The sequence below is a fragment of the Streptomyces sulphureus DSM 40104 genome (genome assembly GCF_000381025.1).
Taxonomy (GTDB): Bacteria; Actinomycetota; Actinomycetes; order Streptomycetales; family Streptomycetaceae; genus Streptomyces; species Streptomyces sulphureus.
Genome location: NZ_KB905820.1, coordinates 313,992 through 336,129 on the forward strand (window position 1 = coordinate 313,992; position 22,138 = coordinate 336,129).

Sequence of the window (22,138 nt, forward strand, 5' to 3'; positions counted from 1 at the left end):
TGCGCGCCCGCCACCGCACGCGTTTGCTTCACAGGTATGACGTACACAGCTACGGCGCCGAAGCAGCGCCCGGCACGCACCCGGATCAGGTGGGCACTCTGCGGTGCCCTCGCCTCCGCAGTCGTCGCGACCGGCGGAACCGCGGCTGCCGCGGACGGACCAGGCCGCGGCGGGGACGACCAGTCCGCGGCGGTCTCGGCCGCACGGGACCTGGTCCGTGGTGTCACGGAGGACGCCTGGGGCAACCGGCAACGGACCCCCACCAGCGGATGGACGTCGCCGCTCGCAAGCTCGGCGACGATCTCCCAGGCTTACGGGGTCAAGGGCGACTGGGCGGCAGGCCACCACACAGGCGTCGACTTCGCCGTCCCCGTCGGCACCCCCGTCCGCTCCGTCGGCTCGGGCACGGTCGTGGAGGCGGGCAGCGCGGGCGACTACGGCAACGCCGTCACCATCCGTATGACGGACGGCAAGTACACGCTCTTCGCGCACCTCTCCGCCATCACGGTCTCGCCCGGCGAGAGCGTGCAGGCCGGCAAGGTGATCGGACGCTCGGGCAACACCGGCAACAGCACCGGCCCGCACCTCCACTTCGAGGTGCGCGAAGGACGCGCCTACGGCACCGACACCGACCCGCTCGAGTACCTCGCCTCACACGGCGTCAACCTGCCCTGAGCCGGAAGACGCGGACATGCGGGGCCCGCACCGCCGGGCCCCGCACCGCACGTCACACGACGGGCGGCTCGCCGGTGCGCGGGCCGAGCACCTCGGCGAGCGCACCGACGACCGCGGCGTGGAGGCGCCCGGTTTCCGTGAGGCAGCACTCGTCGCCGTCCGGGGGGACGAGCCAGTACGGGCCGCGTGCCCGGATGCGGTCGCGGGGCGGGATCGCCACCCACGTCGCCGTGGAGAGTAGCTGGACCTCCGCCGCGTAGGAGGTGAACGCCCAATCGGCTGTGGACCCCGGATCGGTGAGCAGGTAGAGCCGGTGGTCGCAGGGGTCCTTGAGTACGGCGCCCGCCGCGGGGCCGAGCCGTGCGAGCAGCCGTTCGCCGATGCCGAGCCGGACCCGCACCGCGTCCCACCACACCCCGGCCGGTACGAGCTCGGTGCCGGCGCCGGCGGGCGGGAGCCAAGGGCTGTCGGGGCCGGGAGCGTTGACCCGGCGGGGAAACGGCTGGTCGATCGGCATGCGGCCAGCCTGCCCGGCCGATGTGCCACTAAGTGTCACTCGTTGGTGACGCTCGGTCGCACGCCCCCGGATGCGCCCCGCGCGCATGCCGGTTCACATCCCGATCCAGGCTGCCATGTGACCGAGGGTCCCCGGGGTGCGGCGCCGCTGCTGGAGCAGGCCCTTGAGCGTCTCGCGCGCGCCCGGGTGGTAGCGCGTCTGCTGCGGGGCCATGCGTCGCGCCGTGATCAGCGAATCGAGGGCGGCTTCCGTGCGGCCCGTCTCCATCTCGCAGCGTGCCCGGTCGATGTGCACGTGCGCACGCCTCGACATCGCCCAGCCGTGCGGGAGTTGCAGCCGGGAGGCCGCCTGGAGCGCCTTTCCGTACCTGTTCATCTCGACGTGCGCGGAGAGCTCGTGCGCGGCGACGTTGGCGGGGCCGAAGGAGAGCCAGTGCACCCACCCGGCCTCGCCCGTGTGCTGCGCGCACGTGCGGGCCTCGGCGAGGCGGGCCCGTACGGTGTCCGCGTCCCGGGCGCGTGCCGCGATGATCGCGGCGCCGAGGTGCAACTGGCCCTGCACGGCGCGCAGTTCGCACGCCGCGGCGCCCGACTCGTGCTCGGCGCCTTCCAGCAGGAGGTGGCCCTTGCCGATGAGCCGGAGGCCGACCCCGTGCTCGCCCTCCCTGAAGTAGGCGAGCGCCCGCATGTACTGGCGCACGGCGGCGAGCAACGGGTCGCCCGCGCGCTCGGCCGCCCAGGCCATGCGGTCGAGGGCGATCGTGGAGAGGTCGTGGAAGCCGAGCTTCGTGGCGAGGTCGTACGCCGTGCGGTAGCAGGAGCCGAGGGTCTGCCAGACGTGCGTCCCCGGTGCGCGGTGCGCGGCGGCCGTCACCTCGGTGACGAGCGGCGGGAGCGCCCGCGCCGCCGTGTTGAGCTGGGTGGCGCGGACCAGGCGGCACAAGTCGTCCGCGTCGTGGGCGAGTTCGGCGACGGGGCGGACCTCGTACGCGGCGGACGGCTCGAGGTCGTAGAGGTCGAGGCACTCGCGGATCGGGCGGATCAGTTCCGCGAGGCGGTCCTGGCGCAGCTCCGCGAGGTACGGCTGCCCCGTGAGCGTGGTGACGTCGATGCGGAGCGCGTGCGCCACCGCCGCGACGAGGTCCGGGGACGCGTTCTTGTGCCCCTCCTCGACCTGCCGCAGCATGCTGTAGGAGTACGGGATGCGCTGCGCGAGTCCCCGCTGGGTCAGCCCCGCCAGCTTCCGCTGCTCGGCGATGCGCGTCCCCGTGCGCTCCTCCTGAAGTCCCGCCAATGCGGCCTCCGTTCGTCTCCCGGTCCGCGCGGTGCGCCCTGTCACGCACCGCCGTCGGCGCTCGGCCAGGGCTGGCTACCCTGCGGCCCCCACGATGAACGCTGCGCGCGCTCACCCGCTCTCGTACCACCGTTTCGGGTGGCGTCTCCCGTGATGGGATTCCCTTATGGCCTCGCATGTGCTCTACTTCCTCGCTTCAGCCGCGCCCCCCGTCCTCCACGTCGAAGAGGGCATCCGCCGTGCCCAGCACCGCGGTTGGACGGTCTGCCTGGGGCTCACCCCCACCGCGGCGAGCTGGCTCGACGACCGCTTGGCACCGCTCGCGCAGCTCACAGGCAACCCCGTACGCGTCAGCTATCCGCGCCCCGGCGACGCCGACGTGTGGGACCCGGCCGACGCGACGCTGCTCGCTCCCGCGACGTTCAACACCGTCAACCACTGGGCGCAGGGGTTGACTTCGACGCTGGTGGTCGGCCTCGCCGCCGAGGCGATCGGCAGCGGCTCACCCCTGTCCACCATCACCTGCGTCAACCGTCCGCTCTCGCGGCACCCGCAGTTCGCACGCTCGGTGGGCGCGCTGCGCGGCGCGGGCGTCACCGTCGTCGAAGGGCTCCGCGTCGAGGGCGGGTTTCCGTGGGAGTCCGGGCTCGACGGGCTCGCCGGGTAGCCCGGTCCGCGAGCGGCCCATCGGTGTGGGTGGGAAGGGGCGCTGCGGAGCCGGGCACGCTCCGTCGGCTCTCGAACGGTCCTTTTCGCGCCGAGGAGTTGGTGAGCAAGAGCAGGTGGTCGACGGAGCAGGCGTTGTCGCGCTCGGCGCCGTCGAGGCGGGTGCTGGTGTACGGCGGGGATGGTCCCGTCGCAGGCGGAGTACCAGGCGGCGCACGAGGTGTCGCCCGGTGTCTCGCCGCCCGGCGTGATGCCGTCGAGCGGGGGAGCCCGGCACCCTCTCTCGGCAGGACGTCGCCGGGCGCGGAGCGCTCCGGCACGGACGGGACGGGCGGCTCACGTCTCCCGACCTCCGGCGGTTTCCCTCCTTCGGATGCAATGCGGTGCAGCCGCGTTGTGCGGCGGCTCCGCCGGAGAGAACGGCGACCATGAGCTATGTCGAGGAGTTGCTCCGCGACGCGTTCGGCCGCTGGGCCGGGCGCGAGGCCGTCGTGTACGGCGGTGGCCGTCTCACCTACGGCGAACTCGGCCGTCACATCGCCGTGTTGGCGGCGGCGCTCGCCCACGGGACCGGGGCCGTGGGCGTCCTGGCCCGCAACCGTCCCGAGGCCCTCGTCGTCCACCTCGCCTGCCACCTGGCGGGGCGCCCCGTCGCGCACGTCGCCCGCGACGCGTCGCGTCCCGTCCAGCGCACCTTCCTCCGCGACGCGTCGGCCTCGGAGCTCTGCCACGACCCGAACGAGGCACCGACCGCCCGCTCCCTCGCGGCCGAGGTCCCAGGACTGACTCCCCGCCCGCTGGCGCTCGTGCCCCCGCCACCCGGCGTCGACCCGCCGGCCGCGCCCCCGCCCGCCCCCGCGAGCCGGGTGCGCACCCTGCTGTGCACCGGCGGAACGACGGGCGTGCCCAAGGGTGTTGCTCACACGCACGCGCTCTTCGCGCAGCCGGTGCCGGAGCCCGGCGCGCTCGCGACGCCGGGGGAGCGCTGCCTCGTCTTCACCGACATGTCCCACCTGAGCTGGTACTTCGCCATGCCGACGCTCACGGCGGGCGGAACCCTGGTACTCCACGAGGGGTTCGACGCCGGCGCCTTCCTGCGCCTGGTCCCCGGCGAGCGCATCACGCGCGTCGTGCTCTCCCCGCCGCAGCTCGCCAAGGTGCTCGACCACCCGGAGTGCGCCGGCGCGGACCTGTCGGGCCTCCGCCTGCTGGCGTACGGCGCCGCGCCCTCGACCCCGCACCGGCTGCATCAGGCCACGGAGCGGTTCGGCCCCGTGCTCCAGCAGGTGTACGGCCTCACGGAGACGGGCGTCGTCAGCGTGCTCACGCCCGAGGACCACCTGTACGGGGACGCCGCAGTCCGCGCGTCGGTCGGACGCCCGGTGCCCGGCGTCTCGATCGAGGTCAGGGACGCGGAGGGCGCCCCGCTGCCGGACGGCGAGAGCGGAGAGGTGTGGGTGCGCGGCCCGGCGCTCATGGCCGGCTACCTCGGCCCCGAGCACGCCAACGAGCAGGCGGTGCACGACGGTTGGCTGCGCACGGGCGACCTCGGACGCCTCGGCGGGGACGGTTACCTGACGCTCGAGGGCCGCTGCAAGGAGCTGCTCATCCACCACGCCACCGGCACGCACGTCTACCCGCGGCTGATCGAGGAGGCGCTCCTCGGCCACCCGGCCGTCCGCGAGGCGGCGGTCTGGGCCGTCCCCGACGAGCGGCACGGCGGCGACCACGTCCACGCCGCGGTCACCCTCACCGAGGACGCTCCGGGCGCACACGCGCTCAGAGCCCACGTCGCAACCGTCCTCCACCAGGACCACATGGTCCCCGAGCACGTCGAGGTCCTCACCGACATGCCGCTGACCCGCGCCGGAAAGATCGACAAGCCGGCCCTCGCGGGGAGGCGGGGACGCGGGAGCGAGGGCCGGTAGGCCAACCCACGTACGGGTGGGACAGGGCTCCGGGTCGGCCAGGAGGACACCGACCGACCGTGCCGGACGGGAGTTTGACCATGTCCGTCGTGCGGATGAACCCGACGTATCCGCCCACGGCCCACCGCTCCCGCCGATCATCATTCAGGCGTCAAGCTCCGCATTCCGCGGAGCCCGCTCAGGAGGGAAACGCACATCGTCATGCCCCGACACCACCGCCTGCTCGCCGTCTCCGTTGCCGCCGTCGCCCTGACCGGCGTGCTGGGAGCCACGCACGCCTCGGCCGACCCCGCCGACCGCGACGTGATCAACAAGACGAGCGGCAGCCGACTGGCGACCTACGGCGACAGCAAGGCCGAAGGCGCCACCGTGATCAGCCTCCGCGACCCGGCGTGGAAGTACAGCTCCGAAGCCTGGCGCGCCGAAGGCCCCGGGCCCGGCCCCGGGTCGGCGACCTCAACCCGGGTACTGCGCAACGCCGCCGCCGACAAGTGCCTCCAGCCGGCCACCGCAGACCCGCAGCGGGGCACCCAGCTCGTCATCAAGACGTGCGACGGGTCCGACCTCCAGAAGTGGGTCCTCCACGCATCCAATTCCGGCGGACGGAACTCGGGTTGGTGGATGTGGACCCCGAAGACCGACCCCGACCTCGCCATGACGCTCAACCGCTACAACGACGGCTCGTGGGAGAGCCTCCACCTCGACACCGCCTACCCGAGCGACGACCGGCTGTGGCGCATCGCGCCCAACGACCAGCCCTGGAACATCTGACCCACCCGACGGCCGCCCCGCTTCGCGCGGGGCGGCCCCGGTTTGCGTACGCCTCACCGTGGAACCCGCCCCCTCCGACCCGACGCCCAACATCTGGGGAGGGAGCACCATGGCTGAGCAGGTAGCCGACTACGTCCTCGGGCGCCTCAGCGCCTGGGGGGTCCAGCGCGTGTACGGATATCCGGGCGACGGCATCAACGGCATGCTCGGCGCCTTCGACCGGGCAGCGGGGCGACCGGAGTTCATCCAGACGCGTCACGAGGAGATGGCCGCCTTCATGGCGTGCGGCCACGCCAAGTTCACCGGCGAGGTGGGTGTCTGCACCGCCACCTCGGGCCCCGGCGCCATCCACCTGCTCAACGGGCTCTACGACGCGAAGCTCGACCACCAGCCGGTCGTCGCCGTCGTGGGTCAGCAGAAGCGCATCGCGCAGGGCACCCACTTCCAGCAGGAGGTGGCACTCGAGCAACTCTTCGCCGACGTCAGCGAGTTCTGCCAGGTCTGCATGGACCCGGGCCAGGTGCGGCACGTCATCGACCGCGCTTTCAAGACGGCGCTCACCACGCGCGGCGTCGCGACCATCATCCTGCCCGAGGACATCCAGGAGGCCGATGCCGAGCCGTCGCCGCCGAGGGAGCACGGCGCCGTCTTCTCCAGCGTCGGCTGGAGCCGGCCGCGGGTGCTGCCCAACCGCGAGGAGCTGCACAAGGCGGCCGGGATTCTCAACGAGGGCAGCAAGGTCGCCCTCCTCGTCGGCCAGGGCGCGGCCGACGCCGAGGGGGAGGTGCTGGAGGCCGCCGACCTCCTCGGCGCCGGCATCGCCAAGGCGCTCCTCGGCCGTGACGTGGTGCCTGACGAACTGCCGTACGTCACGGGCCCGATAGGGCTGCTGGGCAGCAAGGCCAGCGACGAGATGATCAACGAGTGCGACACCCTCCTCATGATCGGCAGCAGCTTCCCGTACGGCGAATGGCTGCCGGACGAGGGCAGTTGCCGCGGCGTCGAGATCGACATCGACGGACGCATGATCGGCATCAGGTACCCGATGGAGGCCCACCTCGTCGGCGACTCCAAGGAGACGCTCCGCGAACTCATCCCGCTCCTGGAGCGCAAGGAGGACCGCTCCTGGCGCGAGAAGATCGAGAAGGACGTCGACTCCTGGAACGCGGTTCTGCGCAAGCGCGCCTCGCAGACCTTCGAGGGCCGCATCAACCCGCAGGCGGTCGTGCACGAGGTCTCGCCGCTGCTGCCGGACGGCGCCCTGCTCACCGCCGACTCCGGTTCGGCAACCAACTGGTGGGCCCGCCACCTGAAGCTGCGCAAGGGGATGCACGCCACGCTCTCCGGCACCCTCGCGACGATGGGCCCCGGCGTTCCCTACGCCATCGCCGCACGGTTCGCCTACCCGGACCGGCCGGTGATCGCCTTCGTCGGCGACGGAGCGTTCCAGATGAACGGCATGAACGAGATGCTGACGGTGAAGCGGTACGCCGACCGGCTCGCCTCGTCCGCGCCGCTGGTCTTCTGCGTCTTCAACAACCAGGACCTCAACCAGGTGACCTGGGAGCAGCGCGCGATGGGCGGCGACCCGAAGTACCCGGGCTCGCAGGACCTCCCCGACTTCCCCTACGCCCGCTACGCCGAACTCGCCGGCCTGCGGGGCATCCGCTGCGACGACCCCGCGCAGGTCACCGGCGCCTGGCAGGAGGCGCTCGCCGGCGGGCAGCCCACGGTGCTGGAGTTCGTCGTCGACAGCGAGATCGCACCGATCCCTCCGCACGTGACGAAGGACCAGGCGACCAAGACGGTCAAGGCGGGCGTGCAGGACCCGCAGCGCACCGGCATCGCGGCCCGCGGCTTCCGCCAGAAGCTCACCGAGATGTACGAGAACCTCCCCGGCCGCAAGAGCGACTGACGGCTGCGCAGGACGGACCGGTGCCCGGCGGCGGGCGCCGGTCCGTCGTACGAACGGCCCCTGTGATTCCGGGAGTCGGACGTCGACCGGCTTCCCCGCTCGCTGGTTGACGCCCCTCAGGCGTCCTCTGCCGCCAGGGACGGCACGTCCGAGGGCCGGCTGACGGGAGCGGTCAGCATCCCCGTGATGGCGTCGGCGAGGAAGTCGCCCGCCGCCTGCCACTTCGGCTCCTCGCCGTCGCGCTCCGCGCGCTCCTCCATCTCCGCGCACGCCGACGTGATGACGTGGGACATCAGCGCGGCCCTGCCGCGGACGACGGCCTTCGGCAGGTCGAGCCGCGAGACCGCCGAGCGGATGATGAGCGCCGCCGTGGGCGCCGCGTCCTCCAGACCGTGCCACAGCGGCGCGGTGACGGGGTCGTGGAGCGCCTGGCTGACGAACCGCGCCCGCCAGGTCGGCGGCGGCAGCTCGGCGAGGGCGTCCGTGACGGGCACGACGAGGCAGCGCACGTCGTCGAGGAGCGAGTCCGAGCGCGCGAACATGGCGCGGCGCGGTTCCTCCATGGCCGCCAGGTGGCGGGTGAGCAGTGCGCGGAGCAGTCCCTCGCGTCCGCCGAAGTAGTAGCCGACGGCCGAGTGGTTGGTGTTCCCCGCGGCTTCGGCCACCTTGCGGTCCGAGACGTGCGAGATGCCCGACTCGACGAAGAGCCGTTCGGCGGTGTCGAGCAGCGCCGTGCGCGCCGCGTCTGATCTGGCCATCGGGGTCGTCGTCTCCTGCGTGTGGCGAGCCGAGGCGCCAACGTAACCCACGACCACAGTTGTAAGCCACGTGACTTATATTGGGGTGCGGGTAAGTCGAGTGACTTACATGCCGCAGTCGGCTCCCACGTCCGGAGCCCGACCACCCCCCAGCAAGGAGCCAGATTCCGTGGAGCCCTCCGCCCCGCCCGCCGAAGGCCCGCCGTCCTCGTCCGACCCTCCGGGCACGTCCCGCACGGAGGACAGGAAGACCCGGATCATCCGCTACGTCGCCCTCTTCGCCATGCCCTTCCTCATGGTGACGATGATGTACGCGACGTACGTCGGCACGATGCACTCGCCCGCGCCGAAGGACGTGCCGGTGGCCGTCGTCGGCACGGGCGAGGCCGCGCAGGCCGTCGTCTCGGGTCTGGAGTCCGCGCAGGGCGAAGCCGTCGAGGCGCGGCAGGTCGCCACCGCCGAGGAGGCGCGCGAGCTGCTCAACGACCGTGAGATAGCAGGCGCGTTGGAGGTGCCGGCGGGCGGCGGCGACGAGGCGGTGATCTACACGGCGTCGGCGGCCGGGGCTTCCCAGGCGAGCACGGTCCAGCAGCTCCTCGCTCCCGTGGCCGCCGAGCACGAGTGGCAGCCCAGGATGGAGGAGACCGCCCCGCTTCCCGACGGCGACATGTCCGGCACAGCCGTCCTGTTCGCCGGCATGGGCATGATGCTCGCCGGCTACGTCCCGCTGAGCGTGATGACGATGTCGGTGCCGTTCCTGCTGAGGCTGCGGCGGTTCGTCCCGCTCCTGCTCGGCTGGGCAACGGCGACGAGCACGCTGATCTGGACGATCCTCGGCCCCGTCGTCGGCGCCGTGGACGGCCATTACCTCCAGTTCCTCGGCGTCGGAGTGCTGGCCGTCGGCGCGGTCGGCATGACGCAGTTGCTCTTCACCAAGCTGGTCGGGCCGATGGCCGTGCTGCTCGGGATGCTGCTCTGGGTGTGCTTCGGCATGCCGGCGTCCAACCTGGCGCTGCCCGTCCACCACATGCCGGGCTTCTTCCAGTTCCTCCACGGGGTGCTCCCGCTGCCGGCCGCGGGTGAGTCGCTGCGCTCCCTGCTCTACTTCGACGGCCGGGGCGTCGGCGGGTACCTGCTGACGCTCGGCGTCTGGCTCGTCCTCGCCTTCCTGCTCGCCCTGTTGAAGGAGCGCCGTTCCGGCCACACGATCCCGGCGGCGCCGCAGGTGACCGACGCGAGCACCCCGCTCCCCGCGCTCGCTGGGGGACCGGTGCGCTCGAAGGGGATGCGGTACTTCGCCGTGCTCGCCTTTCCGCTGTGCATCCTGGTGGCGGTCGTGGGCACGATGAGCGCCTCGATGCACAAGCCGGAGGTCCGCGACCTTCCCGTGGTCGTGGTCGGCGCCGGTGCCCAGCAGGCCGAGCAGGTCGCCGACGGCCTCGAACCGAAGCTCGGCACGATGCTCGACCTCCGCACGGGCACGTCGGTCGACGACGCCAAGGAGCAGATCCTGCACCAGGACGTCGTCGGCGCCTACGTCCTGCCGACGGCACCGGGCGGTGAAGCGACGCTCTACACCTCCTCGGGCGCCGGCTACAGCCAACAGCAGGCGCTGGAAGCGGTGTTCCAGCAGGTGGCCGCGGGGCAGCAGGCTCCGCTCGAGCTGACAGACGTCGAGCCGCTCACCGCCGACGACACCATGGGCAGCAACAGCATGTACGTCGGCATGTCCTGGATCATGGCCGGCTTCCTCGTCATGGCGGTGCTGCGGGGCGGCGCCCCCGAACTGAAGCGGCTGCGCCACTTCCTGCCGAAGCTCGGCGGGTGGGCCGTGGGGATGGCGCTCTGGCTCTGGTTCCTCTTCGACGTGTTGATCGGCGCGGTGAACGGCCATGCCTTCGAGCTGATCGGTTTCGGCGCGTTGACGATCTTCTCCGTCTCGCTGATCACCGGCGTCTTCACGCGCACCTTCGGCCTCGCGGCGATCATCCCGGCGATGGTGGTCCTGATGCTCGCCGGCGTCCCCGCCTCCGGCGGCGGCATGTCGATCTACATGGTCCCCGACCTCTTCCGCGCGCTCCAGGACTTCCTGCCGCTGCCGGCGGCCGTGGACACGGTCCGCTCCCTCGTCTACTTCGACGGCCACGGCGTCGGCCGCAACCTGCTGACCGTCGCGGTGTGGGGCGCGATCGGCCTGCTCCTCCACTTCGCCGTCGACCTCTGGCTCTCCCGCCGCGAGAGGAGGACGCCGAGCCCCGTGGGCGCGGAAGCGCCGGCTCCCGTGGAGCAGGACGCCGGCCGCCGGGGTGTCCGCGTCGAGCTGGAGGCCGCACCGAAGGGGTGAGGCTCGCCAGGACGGCGACGTGCCCCGCCGCTCCCCTCGCGGAAGCGGCGGGGCTCTTCAATGTGAGGGCAAGCGACGGAAATTGCGCCCATTCTGTGTCCATCTCGCACGCGTGGTCGTCCGTACAAAAACGCGCATGGGACTGTCGCTCGACGCCATACAACGACGATGTACGCGCATCAGTTCAGCCATGCACGAACAACTGCCGAAAGCGTTGTGGAGCCGAAGCAACGTGCGGCACGTCAGGCGGCGTTTCGAATGGTGAACTGACGGTAGATCAGGTTATAGGCCGGACACCGTGCGGTGATACAGTCCCGGAACCTGCGCCCTTGATCCACTCGATACGGGCGCCGCGTGGAAGCCCCTGCCCCCTTGCCCTCCGAAGGCGTTCGTGCGCCTCGGTGCGGCCGCGTAGTGGGGTCCGCGGGGGTGTACGTCGCCGTCTGCATGCCGCGCGCTGGGAAAGGTTCGATGAATCAAGACGTACTTGTGTGGTGCCTGGTCGTGGTGGCTGTCATAGCCGTCGCCGCGGTGGCAGTGCTCTCCATACGAAACAGAGCCGTAGAGGCGAAGAAACAACACAGCGAGACCGTCCTCACGGCGAGACTCAACGAGGCGGAGGGACGACTCAGTAACGTCTCGGCGGAGTTGCAGCGCCGCCAGGCCGAGCAGCAAGTGACCATCCGGGCGGCCGAGGAGGCGGCGGAGGAGAGCACCAAGGCGGTTCTCAAGGGGGCGGCCCGCTTCCTCCAGAGCCTGGCAGCCGAGCAGATGGTGCTCCTGGAGGACGTCCAGCGGAAGTACGGTGGCCACCCCGTCCTCGCCGACCTCATGGAGGTCAACCACGCCAACGCGCAGATGGCGCGGAGGGCCCACGGCATCGCGGTGATGTGCGGTGCGCCGCTCGGCCGCCGTACCAGGGCGGCCAGCGTCTACGACGTCGTGCGCAACGCGCAGGGCCAGATCCGCAACTTCCGCCGGGTGCAGATCATGCAGCAGTCCGGCTTCGCGCTGAAGGCGTCCGCCGTCTCACCCGTGGCGCACGCCGTCGCCGAGATCCTCGACAACGCGGCCAGCTTCTCCCAGCAGGACGCACCGATCGAGGTGACGTTCCAGCGGGTCCAGAAGAACCTCTGCATCGTCATCGACGACGCAGGCGTCGGCATGAACGACGAAGACCGCCAGCACGCCTCCGCCCTGCTCTCCGGCAGCGTCCAGCCGCGGCTCTCCGAGCTGGGGACGCAGCCGAAGTTCGGGTTCCCCGTCGTCGGCAGGATCGCCGCGCAGTACGGGTTCCGGGTGGACGTCACCGGCGTCTCCCGCTACGGCGGCGTCCGCGCAGTGGTGCTCCTCCCCGAGGAGCTGTGGACCGAGGAAGAGATCACGGCGCCGGTAGCGGAGGCCCCCCGGATGAGCGCAGTCCGTGATACGGACGACGAGACACCGGACCGGCCGCGAGGCGGGGATCGGACCGTCAGCGGCCTGCCGAAGCGTGGAGGGCGCCAGCGTCGCGACGTGGCAGCGCCCGTCCGCGACGCCGCGGAGCCACCAGCCAGGCCCGCCGCGGTCGACCGCGGTTCGGGGCGGAGTCTCGGCGCCTTCCAGCGAGGCACCCTGTCGGGCCGCAACCTTGACCCGTCACCGTCCGAAGGGTCCGAGGACTCATGACTACTGACCTTTCGTGGATGCTGGAGGACATCGTCCACAACGTGCCCAAGGCGAGGCACGCGGTCCTGCTCTCCGCGGACGGCATCTCCCGCGGAGCCACCGAGGGACTGGGAGCGGACGACGTACGCACGATATCCGCCGCGATGGCGGGCATGCAGTCGCTCAGCCGCGCCATCGCGCACTTCGCAGGGCCCGGAGAGGACAAGCAGTGGAACCAGACGATCATCGAGTTCGACCACGGATGGATCTTCCTCATCGGAGCGGGGCAAGGGGCTTACCTTGCCGCCGCCGCTGAACTCGACGTCGACATGCAGCAGATCTCCTTCCGCATGCACCGGCTCGTCGCCCGTCTCGGCACGAACATGACGTCGCCGCCCAGGGTCGTCTCCGACCCGCCGGCGGGGGGTGCCGGCCGCGTGGGGGGCCAACAGGGCACCGCCGCAGCGGGGTTCGTCCTCCCCGAACTCGACGCGACGATCAACGAGGTGCCGGGGGCACGCCATGCCGTGCTGCTCGGCGCGGACGGCCTGCCCCGCGGCGCGACCACGGGCATGAGCCGCGACCTCGCCGACACCATCTCGGCGGCGATGACCGGCATCCACTCCTACAGCCGGGCCACCGCCCAATTCGCGGGGGCGCTTGAGGACGTCCACTGGCGGCAGACGGTCATCGAGTTCCAGCACGGCTGGATCTTCCTGATCGAGGTCGGAAGGGGCTCGTTCCTCGCAGCCGCCGCCGACCACAACGCCGACATCGAGGACCTCACCACCCGCCTCCACCGCGTCGTTCCCCACCTGGGACTCGGCGCAACAGCCGGACGGAGTGAGGGCACATGACCGACGAGCAGGAGCCGGAGCCAGAGGCCGAGTTGGAGTTGACCGCGCCACTCGTCCCCCTTTTCGTGGTCACGGGGGGACGCGGGCTGCCGCCGTCCCACGAATACGAACGCACGACCCTCGTGTCGGCGAAGCAGGACGCCGCAGCCGACGCGCGCACCCTCTCTCCCGAGGCGCGCGAGGTGATGAACCTCGTGGCCGACGGATTCCTGTCGGTGGCCGAGGTGGCGGGCCACACCCACCTCCCCCTCGGGGTCGTGCGGATTCTGCTGGCCGAGCTCGCCGACGGTGACCTCGTCTTGGCGAGGAAGCCCGTCCCGCCCGCCGAGCAAGCGGACAAGGAACTGCTCAGCGCCGTGCTGGATGGCCTCAAGACCCGATTCGGAGCGTGAATCATGTACCTGGATCCCAATGTCACCACTGCGGTGAAGATCCTCGTCGTGGGGCACTTCGGAGTCGGCAAGACCACCTGCATCGGGAGCATCTCCGAGATCGAGCCGCTGCGCACCGAGGAAGAGATCACCGAGGCGAGCGTCAACTACGACGATCTCTCCGGCACCCCGGACAAGACCACCACGACCGTGGCGATGGACTTCGGCCGGCTCACCCTCAGCGACCAGGTCGTGCTCTACCTCTTCGGCACACCGGGTCAGGAGCGCTTCAAGGAGATGTGGGAGGACCTCTCCCGGGGCGCGTTGGGGGCGTTGGTGCTCGTCGACCCGGAGCGCCTCGACGAGTCCTTCGCCGTGCTCGACCTCGTCGAGCGGTTCGGCCTGACGTACACCGTCGGCGTCAACCGGTTCCAGGGCACCAACATCTACCCGCTGGAGGAGGTGCGCGAGGCGCTTGCCCTGTCCGACGAGACGCCCGTCGTCCCCTGCGACGTGCGTGACGAAAAGGCCTCAGCGCAGGCGCTGATCACCCTCGTCAACCACCTCCTGTCCCTACTGTCCTAGGAAAACGACATGCACCACCCCGACATAGAGGGGACACCGTCCCGGTGCCCGGTCTCCGGCAACGTGGAACTCTACGGCCCTGAGTTCGGCGCCGACCCCGAAAGCCACTACGCCCACCTCCGCTCGCTCGGGCCGAGCGCCCCCGTCGACATCGCAGACGGCGTCGAGGTCGAGTTGGTCACCAGCTACGACGCCGCGCTCTCGATCCTCCACGACCCCGCCACCTTCGTCCGCGACTCCCGCCGCTGGAACGCGCTGAACGAGGGCCGCGTCCCCCAGGACAGCCCGGCCCTGCCGATGATGGGCTACCGCCCCAACGCGCTCTTCAGCGACGGCGCCGCACACGCACGCCTGCGCCAGGCGGTGACCGACAGCCTCGGGGCCGTCGACGAGCTCCAACTCGTGCGCCAGACCAAGCAGTCGGCCGAGTACCTGATCAGCCAGTTCAGTTCGGACCGCCACGGCCGTGCGGAGCTGATGAACGAGTACGCGCACCAACTGCCCCTCCTGGTCTTCAGCGACCTCTTCGGCTGCCCGCCGGAGATCGGCGACCGCGTCATCGTCGGCATCAGCGGCATCTTCGACGGCACCCCCGAGGCCGACCAGATCCTCGCCGAGGCCCTCTCGGAGCTCATCGCGCTCAAGCACAGGCGCCCGGGCAACGACGTCACGACGCGGCTGATGCAGCACTCCGCCCAACTCACCGACGAGGAGGTGCTGCACCAGCTCGTCACGCTGCTCTCCGGCGGTACGACACCGCTCGCCGCCGCCATCGGCACGAGCAGCGCGCTGATCCTCGACGAGAGCTGGCAGCAGGGCCTGCCGGTCGAGACGGCCGTCTCGCAGGCGCTGTGGAACTACGCGCCCATCGCCAACTACGCGGCGCACTACCCGACTCGGGACGTGGAGCTGGGGGAGAGGCGCATCAGGGCCAACGACCCGGTCGTCATCTCCTTCGCCGCGGCCAACACCGACCCGCGGCTCGCCCAGCACCGTGAACAGCTCAGCTCCAAGGCGCACATCGCCTTCGGCGCGGGGCCGCACGCCTGCCCGGCGAAGGACCCGGCCTTCCTCGTCGCGGTCACCGCGGTGGAGTGCCTGCTCAACCGGCTGCCCGACGTCGAGGTGTGCGCCCCGTTCGAGACGCTGGAGTGGGCGCCTGTGCCGTGGAGCCGGGTGCTGCTGGAGCTGCCCGTCAGCTTCACGCCGTCGCTTCCGCAGCCGGGGCCCGCGGCTGCCGAGCAGCAGCCGTCGGCGCCGGTACCGCAGCAAGTCCACGTCCCCGCGCAGCGGCAGGAAAGCGGAAAGGCTGAGCGAAAGGGGGGTCTCTTCAGCCGATTCCTGGCATGGACCAGAGGCGAGTGACATACCGAACACGATTATTTCGATCGCATGTGCCAGATACGGGTGGGGTACGCATGGCGGCTGATGACAGGAAGGGGCTCCTCCGCCATGAGTCTGACGACGCTTCAGTCCCCCGACAGGCGCACCACCGTCTCCCTCTTCTCCCGTCTACGGACGGCGAAGGGACAGGCCGACCCCTTTCCGCTCTACGAGGAGCTGCGCTCCGGGGGGCACGTCACACCCGCCCCGTGGGGAGGCAACCTCGTGACCGGGTACGACCTCTGCGACCAAGTGGTGCGTAGTCGTGAGTGGGTGGAGCCCGACAGGCAGTGGCGCGCCCGGCAGGGCGAGAGCACTCGCTGGGGCGCCCCTTCCGTGCGCGAGATGGCGCACACCCTGCCGGCGCTCAACCCGCCCGAGCACACGCGTGCGCGCCGGGCGGCCGGCTCGTTCGACCGTGGGTCGATCCAGGAGATGACCAAGAACGTCACCACGACGACGAGCCGGCTGCTCGACACCCTCACCTTGCAACTCCGCGACGGCGAGGCCGACTTCAACACCCTGGTGAGCGAGGAGCTGCCCGTCGCCGTCATCGGCGGCTGGCTCGGACTCCCCAGCGCCGACTGGCCCCGCCTCCGTGAGCTCACCCACGACCAGGTGTTCGCACAGGAGTTGCTCCCCTCGGCGAGCCAACTGGCCCTCTCCGACGCGGCGACGGCCGAGCTCCGTACCTACTTCACAGAACTGGTCCGCGAACGCCGCGCACGCCCGGGCGACGACCCCGTCTCGCGCTGGATCGCCGCCTGGGACACGATGGAACCCGACCGCGAGAAGGCCGACGCCGGCGTCTACTACCTCGCGTTCTTCGTCCTGCTGGCGGCTCTGGAGACCACGACCTCCCTGCTGTCGATGGCGACGCTCCAACTCCTCGACCGCCCGCGGTGGTGGGAGGCGCTCGCGGCCGACCCGGACCTGGCGCCCGCCTTCGTCGAGGAGTCGCTCAGGTACGACGCACCGACCCACGTGATCACCCGAGTCGCCACCCGCGACGGCGAGTTGGGCGGCGCCGAGTACCGCACAGGCGAGATGGTCCACCTCATGGTCGGAGCGGCGGGCCGCGACCCCGAACGCCACCGCCGGGCCGAGGAGTTCGACCCGCACCGCAAACCCGCGCACCTCGCCTTCAGCGGCGGCATCCACTACTGCCTCGGCGCGCCCGTCGCGCGGATGGAGGCTCAGGTCCTCCTTCGGGAGCTGGTCCGGCGCCTGCCCCGTCTCACGCTTGCACGCCGCCCCCGGTGGGCGCCGCGCGTCGCCTTCCGCCGCCTACTCAACCTGGACGTCGTCACCGCATGACCGAGATCCCCACCTTTCCCGCCCCCCTAGACGAGGCCGTCGTGGCACAACAGGACGATGCCGCGCTCCACGTCCGCCTCTCCCCGACGCAGCAGGGCGACGTGCTCGGCACGGCGGCCCTCGACGGACTCCTCGCCGTCCTCGACGGGCTCCAAGAACGCCCCGACATACGGGTGTTGGTCCTCTCCAGCGAGGGGACCGACTTCTGCCTGGGAGCCGACCGCACCGAGTACGAGTCCGCCCTCGACGCCGACGCGACGGGGGCCGCGATGCGCCGCATCGTCGACAAGGCACACCGCGTGTGCCAGGCCCTGGAGACGACGCACGTCGTCAGCATCGCCCGGTTGCACGGCAGGGTCGTCGGCGCGGGCCTCGCCCTCGCCGCCTTCTGCGACCTGCGCGTCGGCGCCGAGAACTGCCGGTTCCGGATGCCGGAGGTCGGCCTCGGCCTGCCACCGGCGTGGGGCGGCGCGATGGGCCGCCTCATCTCCGAGGCCGGCGCCGCCCGAATCCGCGAAGCCATGCTCACCTGCGAGCCGTTCGACGCCCCCACGGCCCACCGCCTCGGCCTCCTCCACAAGCTGGCCCCCCTCGACGAGCTCGACGAAGCCGTCGCACGCCTGACCCGCCCGCTCCTGCGCCGCTCTCCCGAGGCCCTCACCCTGACCAGGCGCATGCTCGCCGGTTACTCCCGAGCCGACCGCTCGGCCGACGTCTCACTGCTGGACGCGCATCTGTTGACGGGGCAGTTGAGTCGGGGGGAGTGAGGGCGACACGTGGGCACTTCGAGATGACGCGCGCGGAGTTGCTTTCCGTGTTGCCCAACTCTGTGACCGTCACTTCGAGTTGACGCCCCTTGGCCCTCCCACTGCGTCTGACGGTGGAACACCGCTCGTAACGACTCCGGCTCGTGGCATCACGGTGCCTCGCGGAAGGGCGACTTGAGGAGGATGTCGGCAGCGTCGGTTCCGGCATCGTCACGGTGCTGTGCGTGATCGCGATCGTCGTCATCATGCTGTTCTTCATCACCTCGGCCGACTCCTGCGCGCTGGTCGTCGATGTCCTCAGCCACGGCGGCCGCAGCGAGACCCCGCGCCGCACACGCGTGTTCTGGGCCGTCCTCGTCGGTGTGTCCGGTGGCGTACTCCTGCTCGCCGGGGGCGAATCCGCCTTGACGGTGCTCCAGGTGAGTTCGCTGGCCGGCGCAGCACCGTTGTCGGTCGTCTACGCCTTGGCCATGGTCGCCCTGTGGAAGGTCTTCCGTTACGAGGTCGCGGTGATGCCGCGGTACGTGAGGATCACGACGCAGAAGGCGGGCGACCAGGCGTCCCGTGGCAGCGGGTCGGCGACCGGGAGTGGGGGAGCGTCGAGTCTGCGAGAGCTGGTCCGCTCCCACGAGGCGGACGCGGACAGGACCGATCGGCGGCTCGGTGCGGCGGTGTCCTTGGCGGGCCTTGCTCCGGGCGCCGGTACGGAGAGCTCGTCGTCTTCGAGCGCTGCCGGTGAAACTTCGGTCCTCGCCGTCCACGATCTCGACCCGGAAACCGTGGTCGTCGATCCCGAAGCCGGCGCCATCACCGTTGACGGCGATGCCGAAGTTCAGGACCCGATCGGGGGCGAGGTCTTCGACACCCCCGAATTCAGTTCCTCGGCCGCCGGAGCCGCTCACGAGTACGACAAGGGGGACCAGCCGCAGTGACCGGTGCGGTGCCACCCCGGAGGACAACGGGTTGGCACCGTTCGGCAAGTGCTCCCCGGGTTGCATGGCGACGATCAGCCGGGGCCCTCCGCCGCCCGCCGTGTCGGCGTAGGCCGAGGCCGGGAGGGCCGGATCGGCGCCCGTAATCTCCGACGGGATGGGGACCGCGCAAAAAACGCAAACTCCGTGTTCAGCATCTCCTGGCACTTCCTAGCCTGCTGCTTCCGCCCATAGGCGAGGAGGTCGAGGAGAGGGATGCGTACACACCGCATGACGGGGACGAACGCCGTCCGTCGACAGGACGCGTCGAAGGGCACTGTCGTGAGCCCGCACGAGCGCAGTACGCGTGCGGGGCTGGAGATGCTGGAGCGCGGTGGGAACGCAGTCGACGCCGCAGTGGCGACCGCCTTGGTCGCAGGGGTCGTCGAGCCGACCGAGACGACGCTCGCAGGCTGCGGCTTCCTGCTCTTCAACGACCCGGAGACCGGGACCTGGTCGGCGGATTTCGGTCCGCGGTCCCCGTCGGCTGCGTCCCGCGCCATGTACGAGGTGGATCACGGAGCCTCGGGCTCGGGCGTCCTCGGCCTGGCGCCGGTGGTCGACGCGGCCAACGTCGACGGGCCCCGAGCCTCGGGCGTACCGAGAACCCTGCTGGGCCTGCTCAGCGTGCAGGAAGCCTGGGGCGAGCTGCCTCGGGAGCACGTGTGCGGGCCCGCGATCGCGGCTGCGTACGACGGATTCGACGCGGACATGTGGTTCACGACCAACGCCCTGTCCGACCTCACGCGGCTACGCCGGGACGCGCAGGCTCGCCGTACCTACCTCGACGAGGACGGTCTGCCGCTCGGGCACGCCTCTTCGTCCTTCTACGGTCCGTCTTTCGGTGCCAGGCCGCGTGTGCGGCAGCCGCTTCTGGGCGCCGCCCTGGAGGAGGCGGCGCACGGCCCGCTGGAGTTGCTGACCGAGGGGGCGCTGGCTCGGCGTCTGGTGGAGAGCTCCCGTGCGGCCGGCGGCCTGCTGACGTTGGAGGACCTGCGTGCGGCAGCGCCGTCCATCGGCCGGGCCTTCGGACGCCGTTACCGGGACGTGGAGGTCTTCGTGCCGCCGTCGCCGGGTGGAGGGATCACCGAACTGCAGATCCTGCAGATGTGGGAGGCGCTCAACTCGGGCCCATCGACCTCTCACGAGAGCGGCGCACAAGCCCGCAAGCTCGCCCTCGCTCTGCGGCACGCTTTTGCCGACCGCTACCACTGGCTCGGGGACCCGGACCTGGTGCCCGTGCCCCTCCGTGGCCTGCTGAGTCCGGACTACACAGCCGCGCTGGCTCGGCTCGTCGAGACCGGTCAGGACGTGGTGGGCTGGCGCGAGGGCGAGCCGTGGACCACCTATGCCGCACGCGCCGCTCATGATCCTTGGCGGCACGAACCGGGGTCTCCGGCTCGTCCGGAGTGGACGCCGCGGGGCGCGACCGAGCCGACCAGCGGCACGACGCACATATCGGCGGCAGACGCACAGGGCCGCATCGTCTCGGTGACCCACACGGCCGCCCACCACTTCGGCAGCGGCATCGTCTGCCCGCGTACCGGGCTCCTCTTCGACTCGGCCATGGCGTGGTTCAACGCCCTCCCCGGCGCCGCGAACAGCATCGCACCGGGCGCCCGACCGCTGGCCAACATGGGCCCGGCACTCGTCACACGGCGGGGGGAGTCCGTCGCTGCCGTCGGTGCCTCGGGCGGCCGGCGGATCATCAGCGCCGTCGCCCAAGTGATCATCAACCTCGTGGACGGCGGGCACTCGCCGGCCGACGCGGTCGCGTTGCCCCGCCTCGACGGCAGCGGCCCGCACCTCCTCCTCCACGACGACCGGGAAGGCGACCTCGACGCCCTCCAGGACCTCGGCGTCGCCCTCGTCGCCACCTCCGGTGAACCCCACCAGATGGACTTCGCGCGCCCGAACGTCGCCGCCTTCCACGGCGACGGTCGGACCTCGTCCGCGCTCCACGCGACCAACTACGGCGCATAGAGAGGCCCGATCCCATGACTGCTCAACCGCAAGCGCCCCGTGTATCGGCCTCCAAGACGTTCTTGGTCTCCGGCTTGGGGACCGCGTTGGAGTACTACGACTTCCTCATCTACGGACTCGCGGCAGGGCTGGTCTTCAACACGGTCTTCTTCCCCTCGGCCGATCCCGTCGTGGGCACTCTGTACGCGTTCGGAGCCTTCGGGACCGGCTTCCTCGCCCGTCCGCTCGGCGGCATCGTCATCGGGCACTTCGGCGACAAGATCGGCCGTAAGAAGATGTTGACGCTCACCCTCGTCCTGATGGGCGTCAGCTCGTTCCTCGTCGGCCTGTTGCCCGGATACGCGACGATCGGCGTCTGGTCGCCCCTTCTGCTGGTCCTGCTGCGGCTGGTCCAGGGCTTCGCAGCCGGCGGAGAGTGGGGCGGTGCCGCTCTCTTCGGGATCGAGAGAGCACCGCGCGGCAGGCGCGGGTTGTGGGGCAGTTTCACCAGCATGGGGATCGGACTCGGCACGCTCCTCGGCGTCGGAGTGTTCACTTTGGTCAGCCTCGCTGCAGACGACCAACTGACGCCGTTCGCCTGGCGGATACCCTTCCTTCTGGGCGGCGCACTGGTACTCGTAGGGCTCTACGCAAGGCTGTCGATGCCCGAGGAGGCGCCGCCTGAACATGCGGACGGGGAAGCCGACGGCGGCGAGGTGCCGCTGAAGGCCGCCGTCCGACGCGCGCCGCGTACCATCCTGTGCGGCCTCGGTATCAGCTACGGGTACAACACGATCGCCTACATCGGCTTCACCTACTTCCTCTCCTACCTCACGGGGATCGGATACAGCTCGACCGAGGCTCTTGCGGGGCAACTCGCCTACAGCGTCCTGCTGATCCCCGCCGCCCCGCTGTTCGCACACTTCTCGGACCGCTGGGGTCGCCGCCCGGTCATGGTGCTCGGAGGGGTGGTGACCGCCGTCTTCCTGTTCTGCTACTTCCCGCTCGTCGACTCCGGGCACATCGCGGTCGCCGTGGCCGCCTTCGCCGTCGTCGGGCTCGTGACCGGTATGACACAGGGTCCCGTTCCGACCTTCCTGGGCGAGCAGTTCCCCGCTCGCGTCCGCTACAGCGCAATGTCGGCGTCCTACCAGGTCGGCGCGGCGATCGGGGGCGGTACGGCGTCGTTCGTCGCGACGGGCCTGATGATCCTGTCGGATCAGAACCCCATGGCAGTCGCCGGCTACGGCGCGTTCGCGATGCTCGTCCTCGTGGCATGCTCGCTCGGGCTGCGGGAGACCGCGCACCTGTCCGTCGAGGAGATCAACGGTGAGCCGAGCAGAGAAGCCGAACAGCACGGACAGCCGGAGCCGCGCCTCAGTACCTGAGCCGGGGCTTCCCGAGCCTGCTC

At 71.0% G+C, this 22,138-nt stretch carries 19 protein-coding genes; 16 read left to right on the forward strand and 3 right to left on the reverse strand.

Annotated elements, in window-relative coordinates; all coding sequences use genetic code 11:
- Positions 1 to 36: 36 nt before the first annotated feature.
- Positions 37 to 675, forward strand: coding sequence for a M23 family metallopeptidase (locus F603_RS32605; RefSeq protein WP_051096308.1), 639 nt, complete (start codon positions 37 to 39; stop codon positions 673 to 675).
- Between the two features lie 52 nt (positions 676 to 727).
- Here the strand turns inward: F603_RS32605 and F603_RS0122430 are convergent, their stop codons facing one another.
- Positions 728 to 1,192 (reverse strand): hypothetical protein, encoded by a 465-nt coding sequence (locus F603_RS0122430; RefSeq protein WP_019548188.1) that lies wholly within the window; start codon positions 1,190 to 1,192, stop codon positions 728 to 730.
- Positions 1,193 to 1,285: 93 nt separating this feature from the next.
- Positions 1,286 to 2,485 (reverse strand): helix-turn-helix domain-containing protein, encoded by a 1,200-nt coding sequence (locus tag F603_RS0122435; protein ID WP_019548189.1) that lies wholly within the window; start codon positions 2,483 to 2,485, stop codon positions 1,286 to 1,288.
- A gap of 166 nt (positions 2,486 to 2,651) precedes the next feature.
- Here F603_RS0122435 and F603_RS0122440 point away from each other — a divergent pair, with 166 nt between their 5' ends.
- The 4 genes from F603_RS0122440 (at position 2,652) to F603_RS0122455 (ending at position 7,765) form a co-directional block, all read left to right on the forward strand.
- Entirely contained in the window at positions 2,652 to 3,152 is a 501-nt protein-coding gene (locus tag F603_RS0122440; protein ID WP_019548190.1) for a flavoprotein, read from the forward strand.
- Positions 3,153 to 3,579: 427 nt separating this feature from the next.
- Positions 3,580 to 5,079 carry a class I adenylate-forming enzyme family protein gene (locus F603_RS0122445; protein ID WP_019548191.1) on the forward strand — a complete coding sequence of 500 codons (1,500 nt, stop codon included), beginning with the start codon at positions 3,580 to 3,582 and terminating at the stop codon, positions 5,077 to 5,079.
- A 201-nt stretch (positions 5,080 to 5,280) separates the two neighbouring features.
- Entirely contained in the window at positions 5,281 to 5,850 is a 570-nt protein-coding gene (locus tag F603_RS0122450) for an RICIN domain-containing protein (protein ID WP_019548192.1), read from the forward strand.
- Positions 5,851 to 5,959: 109 nt separating this feature from the next.
- Entirely contained in the window at positions 5,960 to 7,765 is a 1,806-nt protein-coding gene (locus F603_RS0122455; RefSeq protein ID WP_019548193.1) for a thiamine pyrophosphate-requiring protein, read from the forward strand.
- Positions 7,766 to 7,881: 116 nt separating this feature from the next.
- Here the strand turns inward: F603_RS0122455 and F603_RS0122460 are convergent, their stop codons facing one another.
- Complete coding sequence (locus tag F603_RS0122460; RefSeq protein ID WP_019548194.1) at positions 7,882 to 8,523, reverse strand: TetR/AcrR family transcriptional regulator; 642 nt, start codon at positions 8,521 to 8,523, stop codon at positions 7,882 to 7,884.
- Positions 8,524 to 8,692: 169 nt separating this feature from the next.
- Between F603_RS0122460 and F603_RS0122465 the strand changes: the two genes are divergently transcribed.
- From F603_RS0122465 to F603_RS32610, 11 genes are all read left to right on the forward strand, one after another.
- Positions 8,693 to 10,867: an ABC transporter permease gene (locus F603_RS0122465; RefSeq protein WP_019548195.1), complete on the forward strand. Its 2,175-nt coding sequence runs from the start codon at positions 8,693 to 8,695 to the stop codon at positions 10,865 to 10,867.
- Between the two features lie 471 nt (positions 10,868 to 11,338).
- Positions 11,339 to 12,535 carry an ATP-binding protein gene (locus F603_RS0122470; protein WP_245600869.1) on the forward strand — a complete coding sequence of 399 codons (1,197 nt, stop codon included), beginning with the start codon at positions 11,339 to 11,341 and terminating at the stop codon, positions 12,533 to 12,535.
- Entirely contained in the window at positions 12,532 to 13,371 is an 840-nt protein-coding gene (locus tag F603_RS0122475) for a roadblock/LC7 domain-containing protein (RefSeq protein WP_211231114.1), read from the forward strand. Before F603_RS0122470 ends, F603_RS0122475 begins: the two co-directional genes overlap by 4 nt.
- Positions 13,368 to 13,763 (forward strand): DUF742 domain-containing protein, encoded by a 396-nt coding sequence (locus tag F603_RS0122480; protein WP_019548198.1) that lies wholly within the window; start codon positions 13,368 to 13,370, stop codon positions 13,761 to 13,763. Before F603_RS0122475 ends, F603_RS0122480 begins: the two co-directional genes overlap by 4 nt.
- A 3-nt stretch (positions 13,764 to 13,766) precedes the next feature.
- Complete coding sequence (locus F603_RS0122485) at positions 13,767 to 14,327, forward strand: GTP-binding protein (RefSeq protein WP_019548199.1); 561 nt, start codon at positions 13,767 to 13,769, stop codon at positions 14,325 to 14,327.
- 9 nt (positions 14,328 to 14,336) lie between these two features.
- Positions 14,337 to 15,692 carry a cytochrome P450 family protein gene (locus F603_RS0122490; RefSeq protein ID WP_019548200.1) on the forward strand — a complete coding sequence of 452 codons (1,356 nt, stop codon included), beginning with the start codon at positions 14,337 to 14,339 and terminating at the stop codon, positions 15,690 to 15,692.
- Positions 15,693 to 15,779: 87 nt separating this feature from the next.
- On the forward strand, positions 15,780 to 17,027 hold the full coding sequence (locus tag F603_RS0122495) for a cytochrome P450 (RefSeq protein ID WP_019548201.1): 1,248 nt from the start codon (positions 15,780 to 15,782) through the stop codon (positions 17,025 to 17,027).
- Entirely contained in the window at positions 17,024 to 17,794 is a 771-nt protein-coding gene (locus tag F603_RS0122500; protein WP_026328637.1) for an enoyl-CoA hydratase/isomerase family protein, read from the forward strand. The genes F603_RS0122495 and F603_RS0122500 overlap by 4 nt, the downstream gene beginning before the upstream one ends.
- 143 nt (positions 17,795 to 17,937) lie before the next feature.
- Positions 17,938 to 18,726 carry a BCCT family transporter gene (locus tag F603_RS0122505; protein ID WP_019548203.1) on the forward strand — a complete coding sequence of 263 codons (789 nt, stop codon included), beginning with the start codon at positions 17,938 to 17,940 and terminating at the stop codon, positions 18,724 to 18,726.
- A gap of 255 nt (positions 18,727 to 18,981) precedes the next feature.
- Positions 18,982 to 20,748, forward strand: a complete 1,767-nt coding sequence (locus F603_RS0122510; protein WP_078503723.1) for a gamma-glutamyltransferase family protein — start codon at positions 18,982 to 18,984, stop codon at positions 20,746 to 20,748.
- Between the two features lie 14 nt (positions 20,749 to 20,762).
- Positions 20,763 to 22,115 carry an MFS transporter gene (locus F603_RS32610; RefSeq protein WP_051096310.1) on the forward strand — a complete coding sequence of 451 codons (1,353 nt, stop codon included), beginning with the start codon at positions 20,763 to 20,765 and terminating at the stop codon, positions 22,113 to 22,115.
- Positions 22,116 to 22,138 lie beyond the last annotated feature (23 nt).